This window comes from Aureimonas populi (assembly GCF_017815515.1).
GTDB lineage: Bacteria > Pseudomonadota > Alphaproteobacteria > Rhizobiales > Rhizobiaceae > Aureimonas > Aureimonas populi.
On the sequence record NZ_CP072611.1, the window covers coordinates 669339 to 695059 of the forward strand.

At 68.7% G+C, this 25721-nt stretch carries 28 protein-coding genes; 10 read left to right on the top strand and 18 right to left on the bottom strand.

From position 1 onward, the window contains the following. Nucleotides 1-22: 22 nt before the first annotated feature. The 7 genes from J7654_RS03130 to J7654_RS03160 all read right to left on the bottom strand — a co-directional run bounded on the left by J7654_RS03130 (nucleotide 23) and on the right by J7654_RS03160 (nucleotide 5152). Nucleotides 23-748 carry an amino acid ABC transporter ATP-binding protein gene (locus J7654_RS03130; RefSeq protein ID WP_209740156.1) on the bottom strand — a complete coding sequence of 242 codons (726 nt, stop codon included), beginning with the start codon at nucleotides 746-748 and terminating at the stop codon, nucleotides 23-25. A gap of 26 nt (nucleotides 749-774) precedes the next feature. Next, complete coding sequence (locus J7654_RS03135) at nucleotides 775-1449, bottom strand: amino acid ABC transporter permease (protein ID WP_209738122.1); 675 nt, start codon at nucleotides 1447-1449, stop codon at nucleotides 775-777. A gap of 13 nt (nucleotides 1450-1462) precedes the next feature. After that, a complete protein-coding gene (locus tag J7654_RS03140) occupies nucleotides 1463-2140 on the bottom strand; it encodes an amino acid ABC transporter permease (RefSeq protein ID WP_209738123.1) in 678 nt (225 codons plus the stop codon). Next, on the bottom strand, nucleotides 2137-3063 hold the full coding sequence (locus J7654_RS03145; RefSeq protein ID WP_209738124.1) for an NAD(P)-dependent oxidoreductase: 927 nt from the start codon (nucleotides 3061-3063) through the stop codon (nucleotides 2137-2139). The genes J7654_RS03140 and J7654_RS03145 overlap by 4 nt, the downstream gene beginning before the upstream one ends. A 25-nt stretch (nucleotides 3064-3088) precedes the next feature. Then, a complete protein-coding gene (gene rpiB, locus J7654_RS03150) occupies nucleotides 3089-3538 on the bottom strand; it encodes a ribose 5-phosphate isomerase B (RefSeq protein WP_209738125.1) in 450 nt (149 codons plus the stop codon). Further along, complete coding sequence (locus tag J7654_RS03155) at nucleotides 3535-4338, bottom strand: FadR/GntR family transcriptional regulator (RefSeq protein ID WP_209738126.1); 804 nt, start codon at nucleotides 4336-4338, stop codon at nucleotides 3535-3537. Before J7654_RS03155 ends, rpiB begins: the two co-directional genes overlap by 4 nt. Nucleotides 4339-4552: 214 nt before the next feature. Then, entirely contained in the window at nucleotides 4553-5152 is a 600-nt protein-coding gene (locus tag J7654_RS03160; protein ID WP_209738128.1) for a TetR family transcriptional regulator C-terminal domain-containing protein, read from the bottom strand. Between the two features lie 80 nt (nucleotides 5153-5232). Between J7654_RS03160 and J7654_RS03165 the strand changes: the two genes are divergently transcribed. Then, nucleotides 5233-6138 carry a DMT family transporter gene (locus J7654_RS03165; RefSeq protein ID WP_209738129.1) on the top strand — a complete coding sequence of 302 codons (906 nt, stop codon included), beginning with the start codon at nucleotides 5233-5235 and terminating at the stop codon, nucleotides 6136-6138. 93 nt (nucleotides 6139-6231) lie between these two features. On the opposite strand, the gene J7654_RS03170 is transcribed toward J7654_RS03165, so the two are convergent. Then, nucleotides 6232-6642, bottom strand: coding sequence for a MurR/RpiR family transcriptional regulator (locus tag J7654_RS03170; RefSeq protein ID WP_209738130.1), 411 nt, complete (start codon nucleotides 6640-6642; stop codon nucleotides 6232-6234). Nucleotides 6643-6671: 29 nt separating this feature from the next. On the opposite strand from J7654_RS03170, the gene J7654_RS03175 reads away from it, so the two are divergent. Further along, on the top strand, nucleotides 6672-6830 hold the full coding sequence (locus J7654_RS03175; protein ID WP_209738131.1) for a hypothetical protein: 159 nt from the start codon (nucleotides 6672-6674) through the stop codon (nucleotides 6828-6830). Nucleotides 6831-6840: 10 nt separating this feature from the next. Further along, nucleotides 6841-7425 carry a nucleoside 2-deoxyribosyltransferase gene (locus J7654_RS03180; protein WP_209738132.1) on the top strand — a complete coding sequence of 195 codons (585 nt, stop codon included), beginning with the start codon at nucleotides 6841-6843 and terminating at the stop codon, nucleotides 7423-7425. Nucleotides 7426-7435: 10 nt separating this feature from the next. Here the strand turns inward: J7654_RS03180 and J7654_RS03185 are convergent, their stop codons facing one another. Further along, nucleotides 7436-8101, bottom strand: a complete 666-nt coding sequence (locus tag J7654_RS03185; protein WP_245195613.1) for a GntR family transcriptional regulator — start codon at nucleotides 8099-8101, stop codon at nucleotides 7436-7438. A gap of 152 nt (nucleotides 8102-8253) precedes the next feature. Here J7654_RS03185 and J7654_RS03190 point away from each other — a divergent pair, with 152 nt between their 5' ends. Genes J7654_RS03190 through J7654_RS03205 form a run of 4 tightly spaced genes read left to right on the top strand, consistent with a single transcriptional unit; the run spans nucleotide 8254 to nucleotide 12412 of the window. Then, on the top strand, nucleotides 8254-9150 hold the full coding sequence (locus J7654_RS03190; RefSeq protein WP_209738134.1) for a dihydrodipicolinate synthase family protein: 897 nt from the start codon (nucleotides 8254-8256) through the stop codon (nucleotides 9148-9150). A gap of 10 nt (nucleotides 9151-9160) precedes the next feature. Further along, a complete protein-coding gene (locus J7654_RS03195) occupies nucleotides 9161-10423 on the top strand; it encodes an NAD(P)/FAD-dependent oxidoreductase (RefSeq protein ID WP_209738135.1) in 1263 nt (420 codons plus the stop codon). Between the two features lie 9 nt (nucleotides 10424-10432). Then, complete coding sequence (locus tag J7654_RS03200) at nucleotides 10433-11434, top strand: 4-hydroxyproline epimerase (protein ID WP_209738137.1); 1002 nt, start codon at nucleotides 10433-10435, stop codon at nucleotides 11432-11434. Between the two features lie 27 nt (nucleotides 11435-11461). After that, entirely contained in the window at nucleotides 11462-12412 is a 951-nt protein-coding gene (locus J7654_RS03205; protein ID WP_209738139.1) for a CobW family GTP-binding protein, read from the top strand. Nucleotides 12413-12418: 6 nt separating this feature from the next. Here J7654_RS03205 and J7654_RS03210 read toward each other — a convergent pair whose 3' ends face one another. The 7 genes from J7654_RS03210 to J7654_RS03240 all read right to left on the bottom strand — a co-directional run bounded on the left by J7654_RS03210 (nucleotide 12419) and on the right by J7654_RS03240 (nucleotide 20229). Then, nucleotides 12419-13297: an ABC transporter permease gene (locus tag J7654_RS03210; RefSeq protein ID WP_209738141.1), complete on the bottom strand. Its 879-nt coding sequence runs from the start codon at nucleotides 13295-13297 to the stop codon at nucleotides 12419-12421. A gap of 114 nt (nucleotides 13298-13411) precedes the next feature. Beyond that, on the bottom strand, nucleotides 13412-14467 hold the full coding sequence (locus tag J7654_RS03215; protein WP_209738143.1) for an ABC transporter substrate-binding protein: 1056 nt from the start codon (nucleotides 14465-14467) through the stop codon (nucleotides 13412-13414). 33 nt (nucleotides 14468-14500) lie between these two features. Beyond that, complete coding sequence (locus J7654_RS03220; RefSeq protein WP_209738145.1) at nucleotides 14501-15610, bottom strand: ABC transporter ATP-binding protein; 1110 nt, start codon at nucleotides 15608-15610, stop codon at nucleotides 14501-14503. A 3-nt stretch (nucleotides 15611-15613) separates the two neighbouring features. After that, entirely contained in the window at nucleotides 15614-16474 is an 861-nt protein-coding gene (locus J7654_RS03225) for an ABC transporter permease (protein WP_245195614.1), read from the bottom strand. Continuing rightward, a complete protein-coding gene (locus tag J7654_RS03230; protein WP_209738147.1) occupies nucleotides 16471-17724 on the bottom strand; it encodes a metal-dependent hydrolase family protein in 1254 nt (417 codons plus the stop codon). Before J7654_RS03230 ends, J7654_RS03225 begins: the two co-directional genes overlap by 4 nt. A gap of 49 nt (nucleotides 17725-17773) precedes the next feature. Next, nucleotides 17774-19048: a metal-dependent hydrolase family protein gene (locus J7654_RS03235; protein WP_245195615.1), complete on the bottom strand. Its 1275-nt coding sequence runs from the start codon at nucleotides 19046-19048 to the stop codon at nucleotides 17774-17776. Further along, nucleotides 19045-20229 carry a M24 family metallopeptidase gene (locus J7654_RS03240; RefSeq protein WP_245195616.1) on the bottom strand — a complete coding sequence of 395 codons (1185 nt, stop codon included), beginning with the start codon at nucleotides 20227-20229 and terminating at the stop codon, nucleotides 19045-19047. The genes J7654_RS03235 and J7654_RS03240 overlap by 4 nt, the downstream gene beginning before the upstream one ends. Nucleotides 20230-20478: 249 nt before the next feature. On the opposite strand from J7654_RS03240, the gene J7654_RS03245 reads away from it, so the two are divergent. Further along, the gene (locus J7654_RS03245) at nucleotides 20479-21066 is read left to right on the top strand and encodes a BLUF domain-containing protein (protein ID WP_209738151.1); all 588 of its coding nucleotides are present in this window, start codon (nucleotides 20479-20481) and stop codon (nucleotides 21064-21066) included. A 95-nt stretch (nucleotides 21067-21161) separates the two neighbouring features. Here J7654_RS03245 and J7654_RS03250 read toward each other — a convergent pair whose 3' ends face one another. After that, nucleotides 21162-21827: a GntR family transcriptional regulator gene (locus J7654_RS03250; protein ID WP_209738153.1), complete on the bottom strand. Its 666-nt coding sequence runs from the start codon at nucleotides 21825-21827 to the stop codon at nucleotides 21162-21164. Between the two features lie 83 nt (nucleotides 21828-21910). Beyond that, nucleotides 21911-22906, bottom strand: coding sequence for an NADPH:quinone reductase (locus J7654_RS03255; protein ID WP_209738156.1), 996 nt, complete (start codon nucleotides 22904-22906; stop codon nucleotides 21911-21913). A gap of 259 nt (nucleotides 22907-23165) precedes the next feature. Between J7654_RS03255 and J7654_RS03260 the strand changes: the two genes are divergently transcribed. Further along, entirely contained in the window at nucleotides 23166-24974 is a 1809-nt protein-coding gene (locus J7654_RS03260) for a M28 family peptidase (RefSeq protein ID WP_209738158.1), read from the top strand. After that, nucleotides 24971-25717 (top strand): aspartate/glutamate racemase family protein, encoded by a 747-nt coding sequence (locus J7654_RS03265; protein ID WP_209738160.1) that lies wholly within the window; start codon nucleotides 24971-24973, stop codon nucleotides 25715-25717. Before J7654_RS03260 ends, J7654_RS03265 begins: the two co-directional genes overlap by 4 nt. Nucleotides 25718-25721: the final 4 nt, after the last annotated feature.

Consider the following 25721-nt stretch of genomic DNA (forward strand, 5'->3'; position numbering starts at 1 on the left):
GATGATCGGCGTATTGCATCCGTCACAGATCGTTCATGACGAATTCCCTGAGCTCGGCGGTCTGCGGGTCGGTCAGGATTCCAGCCGTGCCGGATTCGTGGACCAGGCCCTGGTGCATGAAGACGACCCGGTCGGCCACGCGCCGGGCAAAGCCCATCTCGTGCGTCACCATGATCATCGTCATGCCGGAGGCCGCGAGAGCCTCGATGACCTTCAGCACCTCGCCGGTCAGCTTCGGATCGAGCGCCGAGGTCACCTCGTCGAAGAGCATGACCTTCGGCTCCATCGCCAGCGACCGGGCGATGGCGGCGCGCTGCTGCTGCCCGCCGGAAAGCTGCTCGGGATAGTTGTCGGCCTTCTCCCCCAGCCCGACCTTGTTCAGGCAGGCCATGGCGATGTCGTTCGCCTCCTTGCGGCCGAGCTTCTTCACCGAACGGGGCGCGAGCGTCACGTTCTCGCGGATCGTCAGGTGCGGAAAGAGATTGTAGCTCTGGAACACGATGCCGACGTCCAGGCGCAGCTTGCGAAGGTCGAGGTCGGGGTCGTGCACCTTGTGGCCGCAGACCTCGATCTCCCCGCTGTTCACCGTCTCCAGCCGGTCGATGCAGCGCAGCGCCGTGCTCTTTCCCGAGCCGCTGGCGCCGATGAGGGCGAGAACCTCGCCCTTCTCGACCGAGAAGGAAACGCCGTGAAGAACCTGCAGGGAGCCGAAGCTCTTCTTGACATCCTTAAGAACGACGATCGGCATCATGCTCTCCAAAACGGGGGGCGTCCTCAAGCGGACACGGCTTTCAGCGTCCGCAGCCGCGCGGCGCCGCTGCGCTCCAGGCGGCGGCTGAACGCGGAGACCGGAAAGCACATGCAGAAGTAGAGGAAGGCCACGATCATATAGATCGCGAAAGGCTCGAAGATCGAGTTGTTGATGAGTTGGCCGGCCCGCGCCAGTTCCACGAAACCGACGACCGAGGCGAGCGAGGTGTTCTTGATGATCTGCACCGAGAAGCCCACGGTCGGCGGCGTGGCGATGCGCACGGCTTGCGGCAGGATGACCTTGAACATGCGCTGGACGCGGTTCAGCGCCAGGCACTCGGCCGCCTCCCACTGCGCCGTCGGCACGGCCTCCAGGCACCCCCGCCAGATCTCCCCGAGATAGGCGCTGACGTAGATCGTCAGCGAGATCCCGGCGGCGAAGAGCGGCGTGATGGTGAAGCCGAGCGTCGGCAGGCCGAAGAAGGTGAGGAAGAGGATGACCAGAAGCGGCGTGCCCTGCACGATCTGCACGTAGACACCGGCCAGGATGCGCAGCAGCCTGATCGGCGAGGTGCGCCCGAGCGCGATGACGAAGCCGCCGAGCCCGCCGCCGAGGAAGGCCATCACCGAGAGGATGAGCGTCCACATCGCGCCGTGCAGCAGGAAGACGAGGTGGCCGGAATTGATCGCCGTGTTCATGCTGGCCCTCCCTCTAGAGACTGGTGCCGAGGCGGCGGCGGCGCGGGAAGACGAGAAGCCCGAAGGCCCAGAAGAAGACCCGCATGGCCAGCGAAAGCGCCAGGTAGATGAGCGCGATCACGATGTAGGTCTCGAACGGGCGATAGGTCTCGGACTGGATGAAATTGGCCGCCGCCGTCAGTTCCTCGGCGGAAATCTGCGAGGCGACCGAAGAGGCGAGCATCAGGAGGATGAACTGGCTGGTCAGCGAGGGGTAGACGCGCTCCATGGCCGGCCGCAGCGCGACATGCCAGTAGGACTGCACGCGCGAGAGGCCGAGGCACTCGCCCGCCTCCCACTGCCCGGGATGGATGGAATCGAAGCCCGCCCGCATGATTTCGGCCGTGTAGGCGCCGACATTGATCGTCAGCGCGATGATGGCCACCGTGATGGGGGAGAAGGAGAAGCCCAGACTCGACAGGCCGAAATAGACGACGAAGATCTGCACGAGGAAGGGCGTGTTGCGGATCGCCTCGACATAGATCGCGGCGATCCGCCTCAGAAGGGCGAAGTGCGAGCGCCGGGCGACCGCGCAGAACGTGCCGATCAGGAAGCCCGCCACCGTGGTGACGGCCGCCAGTTGAATCGTCAGCATCGTCCCGTCCAGCAGCATCTGCCAGCGCAGGAGGATGACGGTGAAGTCGAGCGTCATCTCGAAACGGCCCCGGCCGCGGCCTCCCGCGCCTGCCCGCTCATCCTGTCATAGACGCGGAACAGGGCCTGGTTGCCGTTCGCCCCCTCGCCATGGGCGCGCGCCTCGATATATTGCGAGGCGACGAGCGAGGTGCCCGGCAGAGGCACGTTCTCGTGCTGGGCCATCTCCAGGACGAGGCGCAGGTCCTTCAGCATCAGGTCGATGCGGAAGCCCGCGCTCGCATCCCCTTCGATCATGGCGGGGCCGAGCTTCTCCAGCATCCAGGAATTGGCGGACCCGCCCATCAGGACCTCGCGCATCTGCGCCAGGTCGACGCCGCAGGAGCGCCCCAGCGCCAGCGCCTCGCAGATGGCCTGAAGATTGATGCCGCAGATGAGCTGGTTGCAGAGCTTCACCGTCTGCCCCGCGCCGGAGGCGCCGACATGGTTGATCGTGGTGCCCATCGCCTCCAGAGCCGGCCGGGCGCGGGCGACGGCCTGCGCCTCGCCGCCCACCATGATGGAGAGCGTCGCGTTGCGGGCCCCCACCGGGCCGCCGGAGACGGGCGCGTCGAGCATGGCGACGCCCGCCGCCGCAAGCTCGCCGGCCAGCCGGCGCGTGGCCTGCGGCGATATCGTGCTCATGTCCACCAGAAGGCGGCCGCGCGGCGGGCAGGCCAGAAGTCCGTCCGGCCCGCGCACCACCTCCTCCACCTGCGGCGTGTCGGGCAGCATCGTCACCACGATGTCGGCCTCCGCCGTGGCGGCGGAAAGGGACACGGCGGGCACGGCGCCATGAAGGCGGGCGGCCTCCATGGCGGACGGCACCACATCGAAGACGCGGACGTCGAAGCCGGCTTCCACCAGATTGCGGGCCATTTCGCGGCCCATGACGCCGAGGCCCACGAAGGCCACGGTGCCGCGCTGTTGTCTGTCACTCATCGAGAACCCTCCCTGCTCTTCCTGGTCAGCCGGCCTTCTCGAGTTCCGCCAGCTTCTCCACCCGCCGCACGAAGTCGGCGTCCTCCCTGTCGAAGGTCGCCGCGAGGTAGGAGGCGACGAGATCGCGCGCGAGCCAGGGACCCACGATCTGCGCCCCGATGCACATGACGTTGACATCGTCGTGCTCGACCGACTGGTGGGCCGAATGGACGTCGTGGCAGACCGCGGCCCGGATGCCGCGAATCTTGTTGGCCGCGATCGAGGCCCCCACGCCGGTTCCGCAGATCAGGAGGCCGCGCTCGGCCTGCCCGCCGCTCACCCGGGCGCAGACGAGGCGCGCGATATCGGGAAAGTCCACCGGCTCGGGGTCGAAGCTGCCGACATCCTCGATCTCGTGGCCACCCTCCTTCAGGAAGGCGAGGATGCCCTCCTTCATCGGGAAACCGGCGTGGTCGCTGCCGATCACGATCTTCATTCGCTCATCCTCTCGTCTCTGAGGCTCGGCGGGCGGGCCGCCATGTCTGTGGCCGCCGCGGACGCGGTCATGTGGCGCGCGGTCGCGCGGCGGCGGAAGTCGGCGCCGATCTCGAAATGGCGGGCCAGCAGATCGTCGGCCCGCGCCGCATCCCGCTCGATCACGGCCGAGAAGATCGAGCGGTGATGGTCGATCAGGAACTCCTCGATCCCCTCGATCTGGATGATCTGCTCGCGGCGCTCGCGGTGGGAGCGCATCATCAGCTCGGCGATCGAGGCGTAGATGCTCGACAGGGTCGGCGACTGCGCCGCCTTCACCACCGCCTCGTGGAAGGCGAAATCGGCGGCGGCCCCGGCGGAGGGCTCGTGGATCGTCTCGACGATCGTTGAGAGCGCGCCGGCCAGACGGTCGAAGTCGCGCTGGCCGGCGCGCTGGCAGGCGAGCCGGATGGCCTGATGCTCGATCGCGATGCGCGCCTGCATGATGTCGTCGATCACGTCCGACTGCTGGGCGAGCACGAAGGTGAAGAACTCGCCGAGGGTGGAAACGTCCGGGCGCTTCACCACCGTGCCCACGCCGTGGCGGATCTCCAGAACGCCGATCATGGCGAGCGCCCGAAGCGCCTCGCGCAGGACGGGGCGGGAGACGTTGAGCCGCGTGGCCAGCTCGCGCTCGGGCAGGAGATAGTCGCCAGTCCTCAACTGCCCGCTCAAAAGCTGTTCGCGCAGGAAGGACGAGATCTTGGCGTAGCCGCTCTTGGGCTCCTGCATGTCGCGTCGAATGACGGGCTCAGTGTTCATGCCGCGATCATACCGTGGTCTGACCACTAGTCAACCAGAGGCGTGCGCGACGATGCCGCGCCCTCTCTCCAGCCCGGTGAAGGCGTTCGACGAGGCGTGCCGCATACATCAGGGCGGCCGGCTTCCCGGGCACGGAAAGGAATTTTCACGGTCTCGCCGGAGGCAGAATCGCCGGGCTGTCGCGCAGGAAAGGCGGGTCGGCCCTGATGCGCGTTCAGGCGTCCGAGGTCGGGGGCGAGGACAACAGGCTCTCGAGGGTCAGCCGCCGGAAGCGCCGCAGCGGCCGCATGTCGCCTTCGGCGCGCACGCGGATCATCGCCCCCTCGTAAGCGTCGATGAGCGCGTCGGCGAGATCGGCCGTGTCCGTCCCCGGCGGCAGTTCGCCCGCCGCCCGGGCCGCGTCGAGCAGCTCGGCCATCTGGGCGCGCCAGTTCGCGAAGGCGGCTTGAAGGCGGGCGCGCAAAGCCTCGTTATGCGGCGCGCTGGTCTGGGCCAGGACGCCGTAGAGACATCCGGGTGTCTCCCCCGCCCCCTTCTTCTCGGCTTCCAGCGCTTCGAAATAGCCCCGCAGGCGGCCGAGCGGCGTGGCATTCCCGGCGAAACACTCCATGCGGAATGCCTCGTATCGCAGCGCATAGGCTTCGATCACCTCCAGCGCGTAGGCCTCCTTGCTCGGGAAGAAATTGTAGAACGAACCCTTCGGCACGCCCGCGCCGGCGAGGATCGGCTGGATGCCGATGCCCTCGAACCCCCTGGCCAGAAAGGCCTTCAGGCCTTCGCCGATCAGAATCTCACGAGTGTTGCGTCTTTTCATTGGACAAAAATAGACCGATCGTCTTATCTCGTCAAACAATTAAGTAGACCGGTCGTCTTAACCTGATGAAAGGACGTGGCATGGGCGAGCGACGACATTACGGCCTGCTTCTGGTAGCGGTCGCCATGCTGCTGTGGAGCACCGCCGGCCTGTTCGTGCGCATGATCGACGTCGGGGTCTGGGACCTGATCCTGTGGCGCTCTCTCTTTGCCGGCGGCGCGCTTCTCGCGGTCGCCTTCCTGTGGCCCCAGAACGGCGGCACCTACGGCTGGACCGGCTTCGGCGCATCCATCGTCGCCGCCATCTCGATGTCGGCCTACGCGGCGTCCCTCACGCTGACGAGCGTGGCGAACGTGCTGATCATATATGCCACGCTTCCGTTCTTCACGGCGGCCCTCGCCTGGGCGCTGATGGGCGAGCGCAGCTCGCGGCGAATGCTCATGGCGAGCGCGCTCTCGCTGGCAGGTGTCGCCATCGTCGCCGGCCGATCGCTTCAGCCCTCCGATATGGCCGGGAACGGCCTCGCCATCCTGATGACCGTCACCTTCGCCGGGCTTCTCATCCTGTCGCGCCGCTTCCCGCGAACCGATCTGGCGCTCGTGAATGCGGTTGCCGCGCTCCTCTGCGTGGCTGCGGTCCTGCCCTTTTCCTCCGGAGCGGTGCCGGCGGGGCGCGACATCCTTCTCCTTCTCGGCCTCGGCGTCCTGACCACCGCCCTCTCCTTCCTCCTGTTCCTGATGGGCGGGCGCCACATCCCCTCCACGGAGGCGGCGCTGATCGGGTTGCTGGACGTTCTCCTCGGCCCGCTCTGGGTCTGGCTCGCCTTCGCCGAGCATCCGGGACAAGGCGCGCTGGTCGGTGGCGGCATCGTGCTCATGGCCGTGACCTGGTATCTCCTGCCCGGCCTCGGCCGGCGGACAGGCTCCGCCCCGCCCGGCCCGCCATGCCCGGATGAACGCGCTCCGGCAGGAGGAAGCGCGTGCTGACGCCTCGACCGGCGGCGATCTACGGCAGCCTGGCGAGAAGGTTCTCGGGGCTGGCGATGCGCTTGTAGAGCTGCGCGATCGCCGACGCCTTCATCACCGAGCGGGGTCGAGATTGACCATGGAGCCTTCCAGATTGCCGATATCCTCGGCGAGCGAGGCCTGCACGACCTGCGTCGTGTCCGAGGATTCGCCCAGCTTGCGCCGCAGCCTGTCCACCGGCGCCTGCACGGGCGCCATCCCGCGCAGAAGCTCGGCGCGGAACTCGGCATAGCCGGAGAACCCCAGCTTGCGCGCGAAGCGGTTCGCCGAGGCCACCGAGACGCCCGTGACCTCCACCGTCTCGTTGATCGAAAGGGACGCCACCTTCATCGGCTCGCGCAGCACGAAGTCGGCGAAGGTGCGAAGCGCCAGGGAGAACTGCGGATAAGTCTCCTCGATCTTCCCTGTCACCACCGAGCTGGCGGGCAGCGCCGCATGGGCGCCGGCCGGAAAAGAACCCTTCATCCACAGCGGCCATGCTGGCGGAGTTCCTGATGGGCCTGAGCGGCCTCGGCTACCTGTTCCGGCAGTCGGCGGGCGATTTCGATACGCAGCGCGCCTTCGGCACTTCGGTCGTGGCGGCCACCATCTCGGTCGTCTGCTTCACCCTGTCGCTGCGCGCCGAGCGCGCGGTGGCGGAACGCTGGCGCTGAGGAGCAAGGAATGCGCACCATCTATCTGGCCGGCCCGGAGGTCTTCCTGCCCGACGCGCAGGCGGTGATGGCGCAGAAGCGCCGGCGCGCCCGCGCGCACGGCTTCGAGCCGACCGGGCCGGGCAGCGACGAGGCCGCGCTTGCCGCCGGCCCGGCGACGGCCGCCATGATCCTCGAACGCAACGAGACGGCGATGCGCCGGGCCGAGGTCTGCATCGCCAACGTCACGCCCTTTCGCGGCATCAGCGCCGATCCCGGCACGGTCTACGAGATCGGCTTCATGATCGCGCTCGGACGCACGGTCCACGCCTACACCAACGACCCGCGCCCCTATGGCGAGCGCGTGGAGGCCGAGTGGCCCGGCGGTCGGGTGGCCGGGCCGCGCGAGGCCCGCCCCTTGCGCGGCGTGGACGGCCTGATGATCGAGTCCTTCGGCCTGGCCGACAATCTGATGATCGAGGCCGGCATTCTCGCCCATGGCGGGCGCCTCGTGCGCCGCGAGGAACGCCCCGCCGATCCCGCCCGCGACCTGTCGGCCTACCTCGCGTGCCTCAGGCTGCTCCGCGATGGCGGTTCGGGCCGGGGCGCGCTTTAGACCCCCGGCTTCAGCGCGCGGCCCCGTGCGACTCGTCCGTGGGCACGAGCCTTGCCGCGCCCCGCGTCAGGAATTTCATGAGCTCCAGCATCTCCTGGCCGGCGCGCTCCGGGTCGGCCGCCTGCACGGCCTCCATGACGCTCAGATGGTGTTCGGCCGAGGGGCCGGGGCCATCGGCCGAATCGTAGCGGAACCAGAGGCGGCGGGCATGGGCCTGCAAGGGGGCGAGGGTTCGGCTGAGGAAAATGTTCGGGCACGCGTCCTGCAGCGCCTCGTCGAAGCACTTGTCGGCGGCCAGGAAGCCGAGATTGTCCCCCGCCCGGGCATGGCCGAGCATATCGTGGGCGCAGCGGCGAAGGCGCTCGCGCACGCCCGCATCGGCAAAGCGCGCGGCCGCGCGCGCCAGGATGGGCTCCAGCGCGAGGCGCGGCTCCATCACCCGCAGATAGTCTTCCGGGCGCAGATCCGTGACCATGATGCCCGAGCGGGGCCGGATCTCCAGCAGCCCCTCCCAGGACAGTTGCTGGATCGCCTCGCGAACCGGCGTGCGCCCCAGCGCCACGCGCTCCACCAGATATCGTTCGGTGACGACGGAGCCGGGCGGAAGCTCCCGCGTCACCACCATCGCCTCCAGCGCCAGATAGGCCTGCCTGGCGTGGGAAGCTTTGCTCTGCAAGGATCGGGCCTCCTCCCGCGGCGATAGACCTCCAACCCAGTATCCAACACAACCGGGCCGCGCAATCCGCCCCCCGCTCTCGTACCGCGAGGCGGCTTGCGGGGCGGACGCGGATGTGCATACCATTGATATATTAACAGGAGGCCCGGACCATGTGGAGAGGTGTTCTTCCCGCCGTCACGACGAAGTTCGACCGCGAGGACGGGCTCGACCATTCCGAGATGGAGCGTTGCTTCGGCCTCCAGATCGACGCGGGATGCGACGGCCTCGTCGTCTGCGGCTCCCTCGGCGAAGGGCCGATGCTGACGCTGGAGGAGAAGCTGGCGGTCCTCGCCACGGCACGCGCGGCGGCGGCCGGCAAGCCGGTGCTGATGACCGTGGCGGCCGCCTCCACCGCCGAATCCGCCGCGATCGCCCGCGCGGCGGCCAAGGCGGGCGCCGACGGGCTGATGGTCGTGCCGAGCCTCGTCTACCATACCGACCCGGCCGAGACGCTGGCCACCCTGCGCGCGGTGGCGCAGGCCGGCGACCTGCCGGTGATGATCTACTCCAACCGCCTCGCCTACCGCGTCGACGTGACCGTGGGGATCATGGAGGAGCTGGCGCAGGACGAGCGCTTCGTGGCGGTGAAGGAATCCTCCGACGACATCCGCCGCACCACGGAGATCATCAATCGCTTCGGCGATCGCTATGCCGTCCTGACCGGCGTCGACAACCTCGCCTTCGAGGCGCTGGCGGTGGGCGCGGTGGGCTGGGTCGCCGGCCTCGTCTGCGCCTTTCCGGCCGAGACGGTCGCCATCCACCGCCTGATGCAGGCGGGGCGCTGGGGGGAGGCCCTCTCGGTCTACCGCTGGTTCCGGCCGCTGCTCGACCTCGACGTCTCCAGCTATCTCGTCCAGAACATCAAGCTGGTCGAAGCGCTCGCCATCGGCTCGAACGAGCGGGTGCGCCTGCCGCGCCTGCCCCTGGCGGGCGAGCGGCGCGGAACGGTCGAGGCCATCGTCGCCCGTGCGCTGGAGACGCGCCCTACCCTGCCGGCCCTTTCCTGAGGCCGCCCCCTTGGAAGCGGGCGGGTCCTGCGAGGCCGATGTCGCCATCGTGGGAGCGGGCATCGTGGGGATCGCCTGCGCCCACCGCTTTCTGGAAGAGGGCCGATCGGTCGTCCTGATCGACCGGGACGAGCCGGCCCGCGCCGCGAGCTTCGGCAACGCCGGCGCCCTCGCCTATTCGGAAATCCTGCCGCTCGCCTCTCCCGGCATCCTCGCCCGGGCGCCCCGCTGGCTGCTCGACCCGCTCGGCCCGTTGAGCGTGCCGCCCGCCTATGCGCCGAGAATCGCGCCCTGGCTCTACCGCTTCTGGCGCGCCAGCCGGGCGGACCGGGTGGCGCGCTCCACCGAGGCGCTCGCGGCGCTGAACGCGCTGGCGAGGACGGAGATGGACCGTCTGGCGGACGCGGCGGGCGTCATGGGCATGATCCGCCAGGGCGGCGCGCTCGACCTCTACGAGGGCGAAGCGGCCCTGCGCGCGGCGGCGCCGGAATGGGAGGCGAGGACGAAGGCCGGCATCCCCTTCGAGGTCCTGACGCAGCGGGCCGCCATTGCGGCGATCCAGCCCGGCCTGTCGGAGCGCCTCACGCACGCCGTCTTCTGCCCGCTCGGCCAGCGCGTGAGCGATCCGCACGACTTCGCGGCGGCCATCGCCGCGCGGGTGGCCGGGCGCGGCGGCCGGATCCTGCGCGGGACCGTCGCGAGCCTTTCGCCGCGCGAGGAGGGCGTGACGATCCGCCTTGCGGACGGCCGGACCCTGCACGCGGGTGCGGCCGTTCTGGCGGCGGGCGCATGGTCTCGGCCGCTGGCCGCACGGCTCGGCGACAAGGTGCCGCTGGAGACGGAGCGGGGCTACAACACCACCTTGGCGCCGGGCGCCTTCGACCTGAGGCTCCAACTCACCTTCGCCGGTCACGGCTTCGTCGCCACCCCGCTCTCCGGCGGCGTGCGCGTGGGCGGGGCGGTGGAGCTCGGCGGGCTCAGCGCCCCGCCCAACTTCGTCCGCGCCCGCGCCATGCTGAGGAAGGCGGCGGTCTTCATGCCCGGCCTCGATACGGCGGGCGGGCGCGAGTGGATGGGCTTTCGCCCGTCCCTGCCCGATTCCCTGCCCGTCATCGGCCGCTCGCGGGCCTCGCCGAGGATCGTCCACGCCTTCGGGCACGGCCATCTCGGCCTGACGCAGTCGGCCGCCACCGCGCGCCTCGTGGCCGATCTCCTGGCCGGGCGCCCGCCGGCCATCCGCCTCGAGCCTTTCCGCCCCTCCCGGTTTCGATAAGGTCGCCCCATGGCCCGGCACAGTTTCTTCTGCATCGACGGACATACCTGCGGCAATCCCGTCCGGCTCGTCGCCGGCGGCGGGCCGAACCTCTCCGGCGCGACCATGATCGAGAAGCGGGCTCATTTCCTGGCCGAATACGACTGGATCCGCACCGCGCTGATGTTCGAGCCGCGCGGCCACGACATGATGTCGGGCTCGATCCTCTATCCGCCGACCCGGCCCGACTGCGACGTCGCCATCCTCTTCATCGAGACCTCGGGCTGCCTGCCCATGTGCGGCCACGGAACCATCGGCACCGTCACCATGGCGCTGGAGAACGGGCTCGTCACCCCGCGCGAGGAAGGCACGATCCGGCTCGACACGCCGGCCGGCCTCGTCACCGCGGCCTATGCGATGCAGGACGGGCGTGTGAGCGAGGTGCGGCTCACCAACGTGCCGGCCTTTCTCCATTCGCAGGGGCTGGAGGTGGAGTGCCCGGGGCTCGGCCGCCTCACCGTCGATGTCGCCTATGGCGGCAATTTCTACGCCATCGTGGACGCGCAGGAGAATTTCCGCGACATGGCCGGCTTCACGGCCGGCCAGCTCGTCGCCCTCTCCGGGCCGCTGCGCCGCGCGCTGAACGAGGCGCACGACTTCGTCCATCCCGAAAAGCCCGAGATCGCCGGGCTCTCGCACATATTGTGGACCGGCGCGCCCACGGTGCCGGGCGCCAGCGCGCGCAACGCCGTCTTCTACGGCGACAAGGCCATCGACCGCTCGCCCTGCGGCACCGGCACCTCGGCGCGCATCGCCCAGTGGGCCGCCACCGGGCGGCTGGCGCCGGGGGAGGATTTCGTCCACGAATCCATCATCGGCTCGCTGTTCAAGGGCCGGATCGAGGCCCGTACGGCGGTGGCCGGGCGGCCTGCCGTGATCCCCTCCGTCGCCGGCTGGGCCCGCACCACGGGGCTCAACACCATCTTCGTCGACGACCGCGACCCCTTCGCCCACGGCTTCCAGGTGCTTTGACAGGACATGAGGAAAGGCGCGACGCCCATGACCCGACACGACGCCCCGATCCCGGCGACCCTTCTCACCGGCTTCCTCGGGGCGGGCAAGACCACCCTCCTGAAGCGCCTCCTCGACGATCCGCAGGGCGTGCGCTACGGTGTTCTGATCAACGATTTCGGCGCCGTGAACATCGATTCCGAACTGGTGGCCGAAAGCGCGCCGGGCACGGTCTCGCTCCAGAACGGCTGCGTCTGCTGCACCATCCGCTCCGACCTCGTGGAATCGATCGAGGCGCTCCTGGCGCGCGATCCGGCACCGGAGCGCCTGCTCATCGAGGCGAGCGGCGTCTCCCGCCCGCTGCCGCTGGCCGAGGCGCTGGAGGCACCGGAACTGGCGGGCCGGGTCCGGCTCGACGGCATATTCTGCCTCGTGGACGCGGCCTCCTTCGGCGATCTGGACTATGCCGCGAGCGAACTGGCGCTGGACCAGGCGACGGGCTCGGACATCGTGGTGGTGAACAAGGCCGATCTCACCACCCCCGCCGGGCTGGACGCCATCGAGGCCACGCTGCGCGCCGCCGCCCCGCGCCTGCGCTTCCTGCGCACATGCCATGGCGGCGTGCCGCGCGACCTCCTGTTCGGCGCGCATCCGGCGGAAAGCGGCCATCACGCCCATGCGGGCGGGCATGACCACCATCACCACGACCATGGAGAGGAATTCGAGGCCTGGCACTGGGAAAGCCGGGCACCCCTGGACGAGCGGAAGCTGCGGGCGGCCCTGCGCGCCCTGCCGCCGGGCATCCTGCGGATCAAGGGCATCCTGCGGGTGTCGCAAGAGGAGCGGCGCGCCGTCCTGCATCTCGTCGGCAAGCGCTTCGAGCTGACCGAGGACGGCCGGGCGCCGCCGGAGACGGGCGTGCTCGTGGCGATCGGCCGGCGCGGCGCCTTCGACGCGCCCGCCCTCGCCGGTCTTCTGGAGGGTTGCGCCCTGCGCTGAGTATCGTCAGTCGCGGAAACGCTGGCTGGCCATCATGCCCGCCACCACCGTCAGCACCAGCGTCGTCGCCATCAGGATGAAGGCCACGGCCGCCGCGAAGGGCCAGTTGTTGAGCTGGAACTGCCCGTAGACGAGCGGCGCCATCATGCGGAACTGCGGCCCGCCGAGAAGCACGGGCGTCGCATAGGCGTTCATGGCCAGGATGAAGGTGAGGATGGTGCCGGCCGCGATGCCCGGCAGGGCCAGCGGCCACAGGACGCGCCGGAACATCGTCGCCGGCCCCGCGCCGAGGTTGAAGGCGGCCTCCTCCAGATTGCGATTGATCCCCTCCAGCACGCTTTGCAGCGTCAGCACCATGTAGGGAAGGTTCACCGCGATGATACCGACCACGACGGCGGTCTCGCTGAACATGATCTCCGTCGGCGCGCCCGTCAGCCCGAGGTCCATGAGCGTGACGCTGAGAAAGCCGCGGCTGCCGAGCAGGGTCATCCAGCCGGCGGCGCGCACGGCGTTGCCGACGAAGAGCGGCACGACGACGGCGATGATCATCAGGTTCTTGAACCGCGACTGGGTGCGGGCCAGCACATAGGCCAGCGGGAAACCGAGCACGATGCAGGCCAGCGTGCAGATCAGCGAGACCCGCAGCGTCGTCCAGAAGGTCGCCAGATAGAAGGGGTCGGAGAAGAAGCGCGCATAGTTCGACGGGCTGAAGGCCTCGACCATCAGGAGGCGCGGGTCGAACTCGTTGAGGCTGTAGCGCGCCAGGATCAGGAGCGGCACGACGATGCCGAGGGAGACGATGAAGGTCGCCGGCCCGATCAACGCGGCGGCGCTCAGAACGGGAGACGGCCCTGAAGAGCCCTTCCCGGCGACGGTGGCGGACATCGGCCAACCCTTCCCGGCGAAACTTCGGATGAGCGCGCCGCCGAACAGCGCGGCGGCGCGGCGACAAAGGGGCGCGGGGCGATCCGGCTCGGGCCGCCAGTCCGCGCCCGGGCCTCAGGCCTTGAACTCGCGGTCCCACCATTCCTTCATCTCGACATCGTTCTCGAGGATGAAGCCGTAGTCCGGGTCGTTGAGGGCCGCCACCTCCTCGGCCGTGAAGCCGATGCGCTCGTTCAGCTCGGCGGGCACCTCGGCATTCTCCACGGTGGGGTTGTAGCCCATGTCGCGCGCGAAGCCTTCCTGGGCGGAAGGTTCGAGCATGGCGTTCAGATAGGCATAGGCCCCGTCGACATTGGGCGCGTTCCGCGGAATGACGAAACCGGACACGTAGGACAGCGCGCCCTCGCTCGGCGCGACCGACTGGATGTTGATGCCCGCGTCCTGCCACTGCACCGCGCGCGCCTTCCACATGATGCCGGCCCCGATCTCCTCGGCGCTCAGGGCCTGCGCGAAGGCCTCGTTGGTGGGGTAGATGCGCGCGCCGGCGCGGCGCGCCTCCAGCAGCATCTCCTTGCCCGCGTCGATGGCCGTCACCGAGCCGCCGGCCGCCAGCGCCGCCGCGATCATCGTGTACTGGTACTGGATGTCGATGAAGCCGAGGCGGTTGCCCAGCGCCGGGTCGAACGACGCCGCGTAGCTCGCCGGCGCCTCCAGCATGTCGGGATTGTAGAGGCAGACCATGCCCGAATAGATATGACCGATGCCGTATTCGTAGCGCATGGACGGCATCAGGTTCGCCGCGTTCGGAATCCGGTCGTAGTCGATCTCCTGCGTGATGCCCAGTTCGTAGACCTGGTACATGTTCGGCCCGTTCAGCCCCTGGAGGTCGGTCGTGCCGCGCGGCAGCCGGCGTTCGGCCAGCATCTTGGAACGGCGCTCGGGATCGCCCGCCTGGTCCTGGATGACCTCCCACCCCTCCGGGGTCAGGAGCGCCGCCTCGATATGCTCGTTCAGGAGGCGCGCATAGTCACCGCCCCAGGTGCCCACCACCACCCGCCCCGCGCCTTGCGCGCGCGCCGGGAGGCCAAGGGCGGCGAGGCCGGCAAAGCCCGCCATGCCCTTCAGGAGACTGCGCCGTCCAAGTCCGGAATGCATCGTATCTCTGCTCATCGCTGACATCTCCAATCTGGCGTTGACATGCGCTTACGAGGGAACTTGCGGAGCGAGGGCGCCGGGGGCGTAGGCCTCGTGGTCTCCCGGATGCTCGCCGGTGGCGGGAAAGACGGTGGCGCAAGCCGACCAGGCGACATGGACCTTGTCGCCCGCCTCGGGCACGAAGCTGCCCTCGCCGTTGACGACCTGTGCGACGACGCGATCCTCCGGCGACAATGCCACATGCACGTCGATGAGCCCGCCCATGTAGGAAACGAAATCCACGACGCCGGCAAAGCAGTTGTCGGCCGCCATCGGCTCGGGGCCGACCCGGACGCGCTCGGGCCGGAGCGCGAGCACCGCATCACCCACGAGGCTTCGCCCGCACCGTATGTCGAGCCCGCCCAGGCTGGTCATCCGCTCCCCGTTCATCCGCCCGTGGACGAAGCTGCTGCGCCCCACGAAACCGGCGACGAAGCGGCTGGCGGGCCGCTCGTAGAGATCGCGCTGCGAGCCGACCTGCTGGACCGCGCCCTCGCTCATCACGACGAGGCGGTCGGCCATGGTGAGGGCCTCCTCCTGGTCGTGCGTCACCATGATCGTGGTGATGCCGAGGCGCTGCTGGAGACTGCGGATCTCCACGCGAACCTCACCCCGCAGCTTGGCGTCCAGGTTTGACAGCGGCTCGTCGAGCAGGAGTACGTCGGGCCGGAAGACCAGCGAGCGCGCCAGCGCCACACGCTGCTGCTGGCCGCCCGACATCTGGCGCGGATAGCGTTCGGCCAGATGGTCGAGGCGCACCAGCCGCAGCGCCTCCTTCACCCTGCCCTCGATCTCCGACTTGCCGATGCCGCGCATCTCCAGCCCGAAGGCGACGTTCTGCCCGACGGTCATGTGCGGGAAGAGCGCGTAGTTCTGGAAGACGAGGCCCGTGTTCCGCTTCCAGGGCGGCAGGCCCGTCACGTCCCGCCCGCCGATGCGGATCGTGCCTTCCGTGGGCTCGATGAAGCCCGCGATCATGCGCAGCGTCGTGGTCTTCCCGCAGCCCGAGGGACCCAGGAGGACGACGAACTCGCCCTCGGCGACATCGAGGCAGACCTCGCGCGCGGCATGAAATTCGCCGTAGCGCTTCGAGACCCGGTCGATTTCAAGTCGTGCCATGACCTACACCACCCGGCTGATCTTCACGAAGCGGTCCGTCACGAGCATCGCCGCCGTGATCACGAGGATCTGCAGCACGGAGACGGCCGCGATGGACGGGTCGATGCGCCATTGCAGATATTGCAGGATGGCGATCGGAAGCGTCGTCTGGCCCGGCCCGACGAGGAACAGGCTCATCTCGAGGTTTCCGAAGGAGGAAACGAAGCCGAACAGGGCTCCGGCCACGATGCCGGGCAGGATCGCCGGCATGGTGATCCGCCGGAAGGTGGTGAAGCGGGCGGCGCCCAGGTTCTGCGCCGCCTCCTCCAGCGTGCGGTCGAAGCCCGCAAGGCTCGCCGTGATCAGCCGCACCGTCCAGGGGATCACCAGCAGGGCGTGGCCGAAGACCAGGCCGCCGAACGATCCCAGCAGCGGCAGACCCGTCGCGATCTCCACCTCCACCTGGAAGACGTAGAGGGCGAAGCCGAGGACGATGCCCGGCACGATCAGCGGCATCAGCAGCATGTTGCCGACCGCCCCGTGCCCGCGAAAGCGCAGGCGGTTCAACCCCAGCGCGGCCGGCAGCGCCACCGCGAGCCCGATCAGCGTGGCGAACGCGCCCACCTGCACGCTCAGCACGAAGGCGTCGATGAAGCGGTCGTTGCGCAGTCCCTCCCCGTACCAGCGCAGGGAGTAGCCGGAGGGCGGGTAGGAGGGGATCTCCTGCCGGTAGAAGGACAGCCAGGTGACGAAGACGAGCGGGGTGAGGATGTAGACGAAGGCGATGAAGGCGCTGGCATTCAGCGCGAGCCGGCCCATCCGCGGCCGGCCGGGCGCCCTCCCCCTCGGGGGCGCGGCGGCGCGGGGCTGAGAGGCCCCGCTCATGCCGCCTCCGCCAGGCGATTCTTGTGGAAGCGCCCGCCCTGGACGATGGCCGCCAGATGCCGGCCCTGCCCTTCCAGCAGCGTCACGTCGCGCGTCGGGTCCCCGTCCACCACGATCAGGTCGGCCCAGGCGCCGGGCGCGATCGTGCCGAGCTGACCGGGGCGGCGGACCACTTCGGCCGCGATGCTGGTCGCCGCCCGGATCACCTCGATCGGGGCCTGCACCTCGGCGCGAATGCTGAACTCCCGGCTCTGGTCCACCGCCAGCGCGCCCAGAAGGTCCGAGCCGTAGGCGACCTTCACGCCGGCGGCCTTGCAGATCTCCAGCGAGCGATAGCCGCCCTCCAGGACCATGTCGTTCTTTTCCAGCATCTCGCGCGGCATGCCGTATTCCGCCGCCCGCTCCTTCATCGCCACATAGGCCACGAGATTGGCGACGAGATAGGCCCCGCGCTCGGCCATCAGCCGCGCCGCCGGCTCGTCGATGAGGTTGCCGTGCTCGATGGTGCGCACCCCGTGCGCCACGGCGCGGGTGATCGCCTCGGCCGAATAGGCGTGCGCCAGGACGTAGCGGCCGAAGGCCTCCGCCTCCTCCACGGCCGCCTCGATCTCGGGAACCGAGAATTGCAGCGAGTCGAGCGGGTCGTAGGGCGAGGCGACGCCGCCCGACACCATGATCTTCACCTGGTCGCAGCCCTGGCGCATCTGCTCGCGCACCGCCTTGCGCACCGCGTCCTCGCCGTCGACCACGAGGCGCAGATAGGCCATGCCGTTGCAGCAGGGGCAGGCATAGCCGGGATTGGTTCGCGCGCGCCCGTCGCTGTGCCCGCCCGTGGGGCCGATGGAGCGGCCCGCGATGAACAGGCGCGGCCCGGGGATGAGGCCCTTCTCCACCGCCGCCTTCATGCCCCAGTCCGTGCCGCCGGTATCGCGCACCGTGGTGAAGCCGCGGTCGAGCATCTCCTTCAGGCGCCGCGCGCCGCGCGCCGCCGCCAGGGTCAGCGGCACATCCTCCATGCGCCGCATGTAGACCTCGCTGTGCATGGAGTGCACATGGCAGTCGATGAGGCCGGGCATCAGCACGCGCCCGCCGCAATCGACCTTGCGCGCGCTCGCGCTGGCGATGGGACTGTCGGAGACCTCGCGGATGCGTTCGCCCTCCACGAGCACCTCGTAGCCGCCGCGCGGCTCGTCGAACTGCGGGTCGAGGAGGCGAAGGTTGCGGAACAACAAGGGTTCTTGCGCCGTCATGAAACCGTCCGTTCCGAAAGGGAGGAGAGTGCGGTGCCGCGCCCGGGCATCAGTGCAGCGTGTTCTTGTGGAGACGGCCGCCCTTCATGATCAGCGGCATGTGGCGCCCCTGGTGGGCCAGGAGGTCGAGATCGCGCAGCGGATCGCCATCCACCAGGATGAGGTCGGCATGGGCACCGGGCGCCAGGCAGCCGAGCTTTCCCTCCTGCCGCAGCACCCGCGCGCCCACGGTGGTCGCGGCGCGCAGGACGTCGATGGGCTCCAGCACCTCGGCGCGCAGGCGGAACTCGCGGCTCTGGTCCACCTGCAACTGGCCCAGAAGGTCGCTGCCATAGGCCACCGGAACCCCGGCCCGCTTGCAGATCTCCAGCGAGCGCAGGCCGCCCTCGATGACGAGGTCGTTCTTCTCCAGCATCTCGCCGCTCATGCCGTATTCGGCGGCGCGCTCCTTCATGGCGTAGTAGGCCACGAGATTGGCCACGAGGAACATGCCGCGCTCGGCCATCAGCGCGGCAGCCGCCTCGTCGATGAGGTTGCCGTGCTCGATGGTGCGCACGCCTGCATGGGCCGCCCGCGTGATGGCCTCGGGCGAATAGGCATGGGCGCAGACATAGCGGCCGAAGGCATGCGCCTCCTCCACCGCGGCCGCCACCTCGCCGGGCGAGAACTGGAGGGAGTCGAGCGGGTCGTAGGGCGAGGCGACGCCCCCCGACATCATGATCTTCACATGGTCGCAGCCCTGGCGCATCTCCTCGCGCACCGTCTTGCGCACCTCGGATACGCCATCCGCCAGGCCCATGCTGAAGGACAAGGCGTCGCAGCAGGGGCAGCGCGTGGCCGCGTCCGTGCGGCGCCGGCTGTCGCTGTGGCCGCCCGTCGGCCCGATGGCACGGCCGGCCACGAACAGGCGCGGCCCCGCGATCAACCCCTCCTCAACCGCCGTGCGCAGGCCCCAGTCGGCGCCGCCCGTGTCGCGCACGCTGGTGAAGCCGCGGTCCAGCATGGCCTTCAGCGACACCATGGCCTGCGCCGTCATCAGCGTGAGCGGAACGTTCTCCATCTGCCGGATGGAGACCTCGCTGAGCACCGCATGCACATGGCAGTCGATCAGGCCGGGCATCAGGGTTCGCCCGCCGCAATCGACGGCAGCGGCGTTCGGCGCGCGGATGGAGCCTTCGCAGACCTCGCGGATCAGCCCGTCCTCCACCAGGATCTGGTGGCCGCCCAGCGCATGACCCCGCTCGGGGTCCAGCATCTCGAAATTGCTGAACAGATATTGCACCGGGCTGGTCTCCCTCTGCTTGCCGGCGGGCGGCAGCCTCAATGAACGGCGCCTTGCGTCTCGTAGCCGAAGGGGTCGTCGACGCTCGCGCAGGGTGTGGTGAACCAGCGCGCTCCTTCCGCGGTCATGTAGGCGCAGTCCTCCAGCCTGATGCCGAACTCGCCGTAGATGCAGATCGTCGGCTCGATGGAGAAGCACATGCCGGGCGCAAGCGGCGTCGCATTGCCCTTCACGATGTAGCTTTCCTCGTGCACGTCCAGCCCGATGCCGTGGCCCGTGCGGTGCGGCAGGCCGGGCAAGGCGTAGCCCGGCCCGAAGCCGGCCGCCTCGACAACCCCGCGCGCCGCCGCGTCGATCGCCTCGCACGGGGCGCCCGGCACCGCCGCCGCCATGCCTGCCGCCTGCGCCTTCTGCTCCAGGGCCCAGATCTCGCGCTGGCGCGCGTCGGGCGTGCCGAAGACGTAGCTGCGCGTGATGTCGGAGCGGTAGCCCTTCACGAAACCGCCGAGGTCGAGAAGCACCATGTCGCCCTCGCGCAGCGTCTGCGCGTAGCCCACGCCGTGCGGAAAGGCCGTCGCCTCGCCGAACAGGACGAGCGGTCCGCCCGCCGGCGGCACGGCCCCCAGGCGTCGATGCGCCTCCTGCACGAAGGCGGCGACCTCGGTGGTGGAGATGCCCTCGCGCATGATCCGCGCCGCCGCCTTGTGCACCTCCAGCGTGATCTCGTTGGCCCGCTTCATCAGGGCGATCTCGGCCGGCGACTTCACCATCCGGCAGGCGGCCGTGATCGACAGTCCGTTGACGAAGTCGTACCGGTTGCCGGCGCGCCTCAACCCGTCGAAGGTGAAGAAGGGCGTGGCGGGATCGACGGCGACCGCGCCGCCGGAGCAACCCAGGCTTTCCAGCACCTCGACCACGAGCGCGGTGGGGTCCTCGTGCTCCTCCCAGACGCGGATATCCTCGCCGATCCGCAGAAGCGAGCGCGTCTTGGGCTCCTCGAAGGCAGGGCTCAGGAACACCACCGGCCCCTCGGCGGGGATGATCGCGCCATGCAGCCGCTCCGTGGGCTTCAGGCCGAGCCCGGTGAAGTAAAACAAGTTCTGCGACGTATCGAGATACAGCGCGGCCACGCCTGCGGCGCGCATCAGTTCCTGCGCCCGGGCCACGCGCGCCAGCAGCTCCCCGTCCCCGATCCCCTCCACATCCACGGTCCGGTCGCTCATCGCATCGAGCTCCGCTTGCGGGGCCGATCCTCCTACGCCGATGGTCATTGGTTCGCATATCCCCGGTTGAACGGAACGCGGCGGTAGCCAATGCCGCAAGGCCAAGCGCCCCGGGGCGCGGGCTCATACTTCAGCGATATATCAAGCTAACCAACGAATCTTCGCCTACGCAAGCCTTCTGCAACGAAAATTTTCACGCGTGGAGAATGATCATAAAATGGGCATTTCCAATTTTTCCCGAGGCTGTCGGTGGACATCTGCCTCGCCGGCAAGACAAGAAAAGGCGATGAGGCCGGCCACGACATCAAGGGCAGGGGCGACCTCCCTGCGCACCGCACCGCGCCACGCGCGTCTTGCGCGCGGATGCGCGGAGCATCATACCGTATGGAACAAGATGGTCCGGCCAAGGTGGCGGCGAATGCAGGCACTCTCGATCGCAAGGAGCCTCCCGAGGCAGAAGGTCCGCCCACATGCCAGCCTGCCGGGAGGGAGCGAAGGGACGTCCGCCTCATGATCCGCCTCGTCTACTCCTCGAACCTGTCCGCACACACAACGGCGGCCGACATCGACGAGATCGTCGAGCGCTCCGCCATGCGCAACGCGGATCTGTCCATCACCGGGATGCTCGCGATGGAAGGCGGCCGCATCTGCCAGATTCTCGAAGGGCCGGAGGATGCGATTCTTTATCTCTTCGCGCGGATCGAGACGGACGAGCGCCACCACGGCGTCGTCGAGATCGGCCGGCAGCCGATCGAACGGCGCGCTTTCGAACGCTGGGGCATGATCCGGCGGCCGATGATGGACGTCGTGATGATAGCGTTCGCGAACGAGCACTGACACCTGCCGTCACCCTCGACACGGCACCACCGAAAGCTTTCCCCATCGGGCGACGGGCTTGGCAAAAGAGTTGCGACATCATCCGGCAGGATTCTTCAGGCCAGGCGCTCCAATGCCGCGCGCCCCGCATTGTGCACATAGTCTCGCGTGTTCTGTCCGGCGCCCTCGACGTCGCGCGCGAGGATGGCGTCGACGATCTTCTGGATCTCGCCCATGCTTTCCTCGATCCTCCCCGCTTTCGAGACGGAGGTCACGCGCAGGGCGCTGATGCGCGCGCCGAGATAATTGAGAAGGTCCAGCGTCACTTCCTTGCCCGCCACCCTGCCCATATGGTTCGTCATATCCACCATGAGGAAAACGAGGCCGAGCACTTCCTTCCGCTCGGCCGCCGCCTTGATCCGGCCGTGGATGGCCTGAAGCTCCTGAAGCTCCTCATCCGTCGCCACGCGCGTGTAGGCTTGCGCCAACTGGCTTTCGAAGACGGCGCGCAGTTCGTAGATCTCCTCCGCCTGGGCGCGCGTCAGGCGCGATACGGTCGGGCCGCGACGCGGTTCGACGATCACCAGGCGTTCGGCTTCGAGCTGGCGAATGACCTCGCGCACCGATGCGCGGCTGATGCCCAGCGCCTCGCAAAGCTCGCGCTCGATCAGCCTGGAGCCGGGCTTGATCTCTCCCGAGATGATGGCGTTGCGCAGGTTCTGAAACGCCTGCTGGCGGACGAGCACCGGTGGACCCACCGCGTTCAGCACACTCAAGCTCATCTGACACTCACCACGCGTCTCCCTCGCTCCGGCTTCGGCTGCGCATCGGCCAGCCCGGCGAGGCCATCGCCGCATTCATTTCTTCAATCAAGGGTGTAGACGATCTTTCCCCGCGCTTCACCGCTTTCAAGCAGGGAATGTCCTGCCGCGATCTCGCTCAACGGGTAGTGGTGGGCGACGCAGGGACGAAGCCCGCCTTGCGCCAGGAGTCTCTCGATCACGTTCGTCGCCCTCTCCAGCTCCGTCCGGGGGATGTTGAGCGCCTGGACGAAATGGAGCCGCGCGCCCTTCAACGCAAAGTCGTAATAGGGCAGCACGGGCATTCTGTCGCTGGTGGAGGAGTAGGCCGCGACCCGCCCGTTCTCGGCAAGGCATTCGGCGTCCAGACGAATATTGGCCCCGAAGTCGACATCGACGATCAGGTCCGCGCCATGGCCGCCGGTGATCTCGGCGACCCGCGCAGCGAGCTGCCTCGAATGCCGGTCGAGCACGTAACCGGCGCCCAGGGCCTCGAGTTCCCCGGCCCGGGCGGGCTCGCCCAGCGTCGCGATGACCCTTGCCCCGGCCCAGCCGGCAACCTCGACCGCGGCGCGCCCCACGGCGCCGAGCCCGCCGTGGACCAGGACCCAGCGATTGGCCACCGGGCCGCCCGACAGAACGGCGTAGCAGGACGTGACGGCCGGCACCCCCAGCGCCGCCGCGTTCTCATACGAGCAGCTATCGGGGATCGGAACAGTGTTCTCGGCCGGAACAAGGCAGTATTCCGCCGCTGTCCCGTCATATCGCCCGTGCCCTGCCCCGAAGATCATGACGCGCTGGCCCGCCGCGCGGTTCGCGACATCCGCCCCCACGGCCGCCACCTCGCCGGCACCATCGGCATGGGGAACGATGCCGCCCTCCGGCACCACTCCACCCAGCCAGCCGGAACGGCGCTTGGTGTCATGCGGGTTCAGCCCCGAAGCGCGCACGAGCACCAGAACCTCGCCCCGGCCGGGCTGCGGAACCGCACGCCGCTCGGCCCGCAGGACGGAATCCGCATCACCGAAGGCGTAGTAAGCATAGGAGAGCATCGTGCTCATAGGCCTTTTCCGTCACTCACGGCAGGCGCCCTCGTCCCCAGCACAGGACAATACGGGAAGAAATCCACCACAATGCACACTATATCATCTTATACTGTATAAATACTTTTCATTATTGCAAATGAATTGACCACATCGCCAAATCAAACGACTGATGAGATGATATACGAAAAAATACTCCACTGCCTGCTTGACACCTCAAGTTTGACTCAGACAGTCTGCCTGTCATTCTGTCAGACAAGAACGGGTCGACGGCTCCATGTCCAGCCCTTTTCGCGCCCTCGCCGCCAATGTTCGTGCCGACGTCGAGCGGATCACCATCGACATCCCCCATCGCGCCGCAGGCTCGCAAAACGGGCGGCGCATGGCCCTCTACAGCCGCGAGGCGCTGGAACGGGTCGGCGTCTCGGACGCACGGATCGACGAGCTGCCCGCCATCGTCAGCTTTCCCGAACACGCCGAATTCCTGATCCTGGGAGAGGGCGGGCGGCGTATCGAGGCCAACACGCTCGGCCACAGCATCCTGACGCCGCCCGAAGGCGTCGATGGCGAGCTCGTCCATGTCGGCTCGGGCGCATTCGAGGACTACGAGGGCAAGGACGTCCGGGGAAAGATCATCCTCACCGAATTGTCCTACCTGCCGGCCCGCCACGAGAAGCAGCGGATCGCGGCGCTGATGGGCGCCGTGGGCGCGGTGATGATGAACTGGGGCCATCCCGGGAACGAGGCGGTGCCCTATGGCTCGGTCAAGCCGGCCTGGGGCGTGCCGACGCCGGACACCTTCGCCGACGAGATGCCCTCGATCGCCTGTATCGGCATCTCGCGCGTCGAGGGGCTGCGGCTGAAGGAGATGTGCTCCTCCTCGCCTGTGCGGGTGCGGCTGACGACGCATGTCGAGAATGGCTGGCGACCGGTGCAGATCACGGTCGGCGAGGTGAAGGCTCCCGAAACGTCCCCCGAATGGGAGGATTTCGTGTTGGTGGGCGGACACCAGGATTCCTGGCCCGGACCGCAGGCGACGGACAATGCGGCCGGTTCCGCCTGCACCATAGAGCTGGCCCGCCTCGTCGCGGAAAACCGGGGCTCGCTGCGCCGCGGCGCGGTCTTCGGCTTCTGGACAGCCCACGAGACCGGAACGATGGCCGGCTCCGCCTGGTACGCGGACCAGAACTGGGACCGGCTTCGCGAGAATGCCGTGGCGTATCTGCAGATCGACCAGCCCGCCTGCGCGGGCGCGACGGCGCGCTGGGCCACCTCCTCCAATGCCGAGCTTCGACGCTTCCACAGCCGGGTCGAAAGCGAAGTTCTGACAGGCACGCCCTCCGTCTGGAAACGCGCGGTCAAGAACGGCGATTCCTCCTTCTTCGGCATCGGGATTCCGATGTTCCACGGCGAAGGAGCCTTCGCCCCGGAGGAGCTGGCCGCGACGGCGCAGGCCAATCTCGGATGGTGGCACCATTCGGTCCACAACACGCTCGACAAGCTCGACTGGGACTGGATGCAGGTTCACCTCGACATCTACGCGGCGTGGCTCTGGGAGCTTCTGACGGCCCCGGTCCTGCCCTTCAGCTATGTCGAGGTGGCCACGCAGATCCTCGACCGCGTGGCCGAGCTTGCACGGCTCGGTGGCCCGGATGTGGGCCTGGGAAGCGCCCTTGCGCAAGCCGAGCTGTTTCTCGGCCAGGCCCGCCGGCTGGACGCGCTGGCGGACGGCGTTCGCGGCGCCTTCCGCGAGGGGCGGGGCGATGAGGACGCGGCCCGCCTGGTGAACCGCACCTTCAAGAGGCTCAGCCGCCTCCTCGTTCCCTTGCAGAGCACCGCGAAGGGCACCTACGGGCACGACCCTTACGGCTTCACGCCCCAGACGACGATGATCCCCGCGCTCTACGACGTGCCCCGGCTCGCGGCGACGACGGACGAGGAACGGCGCTGGATGCTCCAGACGGCTTTGCGGCGCGCGCGCAACCGCGTCGCCGACACGCTGAACGATTCCGGCTCGCTGATCGACGAGCTCGGTCGCCAGCTCGGCGCGGACCGGCGCCAGAGGCGGCGAGGACGGGGGTCATGAGCAAGCGCATCGTCTACCAGCTCGTGGCGCCCCTTCACCTGACGGCGGGGCCGGCCGAGGTCGAACGCCGGCAGGAATTCCTTCGCGCCCACGCAGCACCGGGCTTCGTGCTCGAAGCCTGGCCGACCCGGCAGGGCCGCGCGGCGATCGAGAGCGACACCGACGCGCTGCTGGCTTCTCCCGAAATCCTCGCGGGCGTGTGCCGGGCGCAGAAGGGGGGCGCCGACGCGGCGATCATCGGATGTTTCGGCGATCCCGCTCTCGAGGCGGCACGCGAGAGCGTCGACATACCGGTGGTGGGCGCCGGCGAAGCTGCAATGCTGCTGGCGCTGCAACTCGGCTACCGCTTCTCGGTGATCTCGCCCATCGCCCAGGGCGCCGGGCGGCGCGACGCCCATGTGCGCCGGCTCGGCCTCGAATCGCGCTACGCCTCCACACGGGGCCTCGGCATCGACATCGCAAGCATGGCGAACGGCTCCGTCGATCCGCGCGCGGCCGTCATCGAGGCGGGCCGCAAATGCGTGGAGGAGGACGGCGCGGACGTGCTCGTCCTCGGTTGCATGAGCTTCTCCTTTCTCGGCTTCACGGGAGAGGCGCAGCGCGAAATCGGGGTGCCCGTCGTCAATCCGGTGATCGCGGCCCTGAAGGCTGCGGAGACCATCCTGGCCCACGGCCTGCATTTCAGCCGGAGGAGTTGGCCGAAGGCCGCCCCCAAACCGCATCCCCAGTCCATCGAGGAGTGATCCG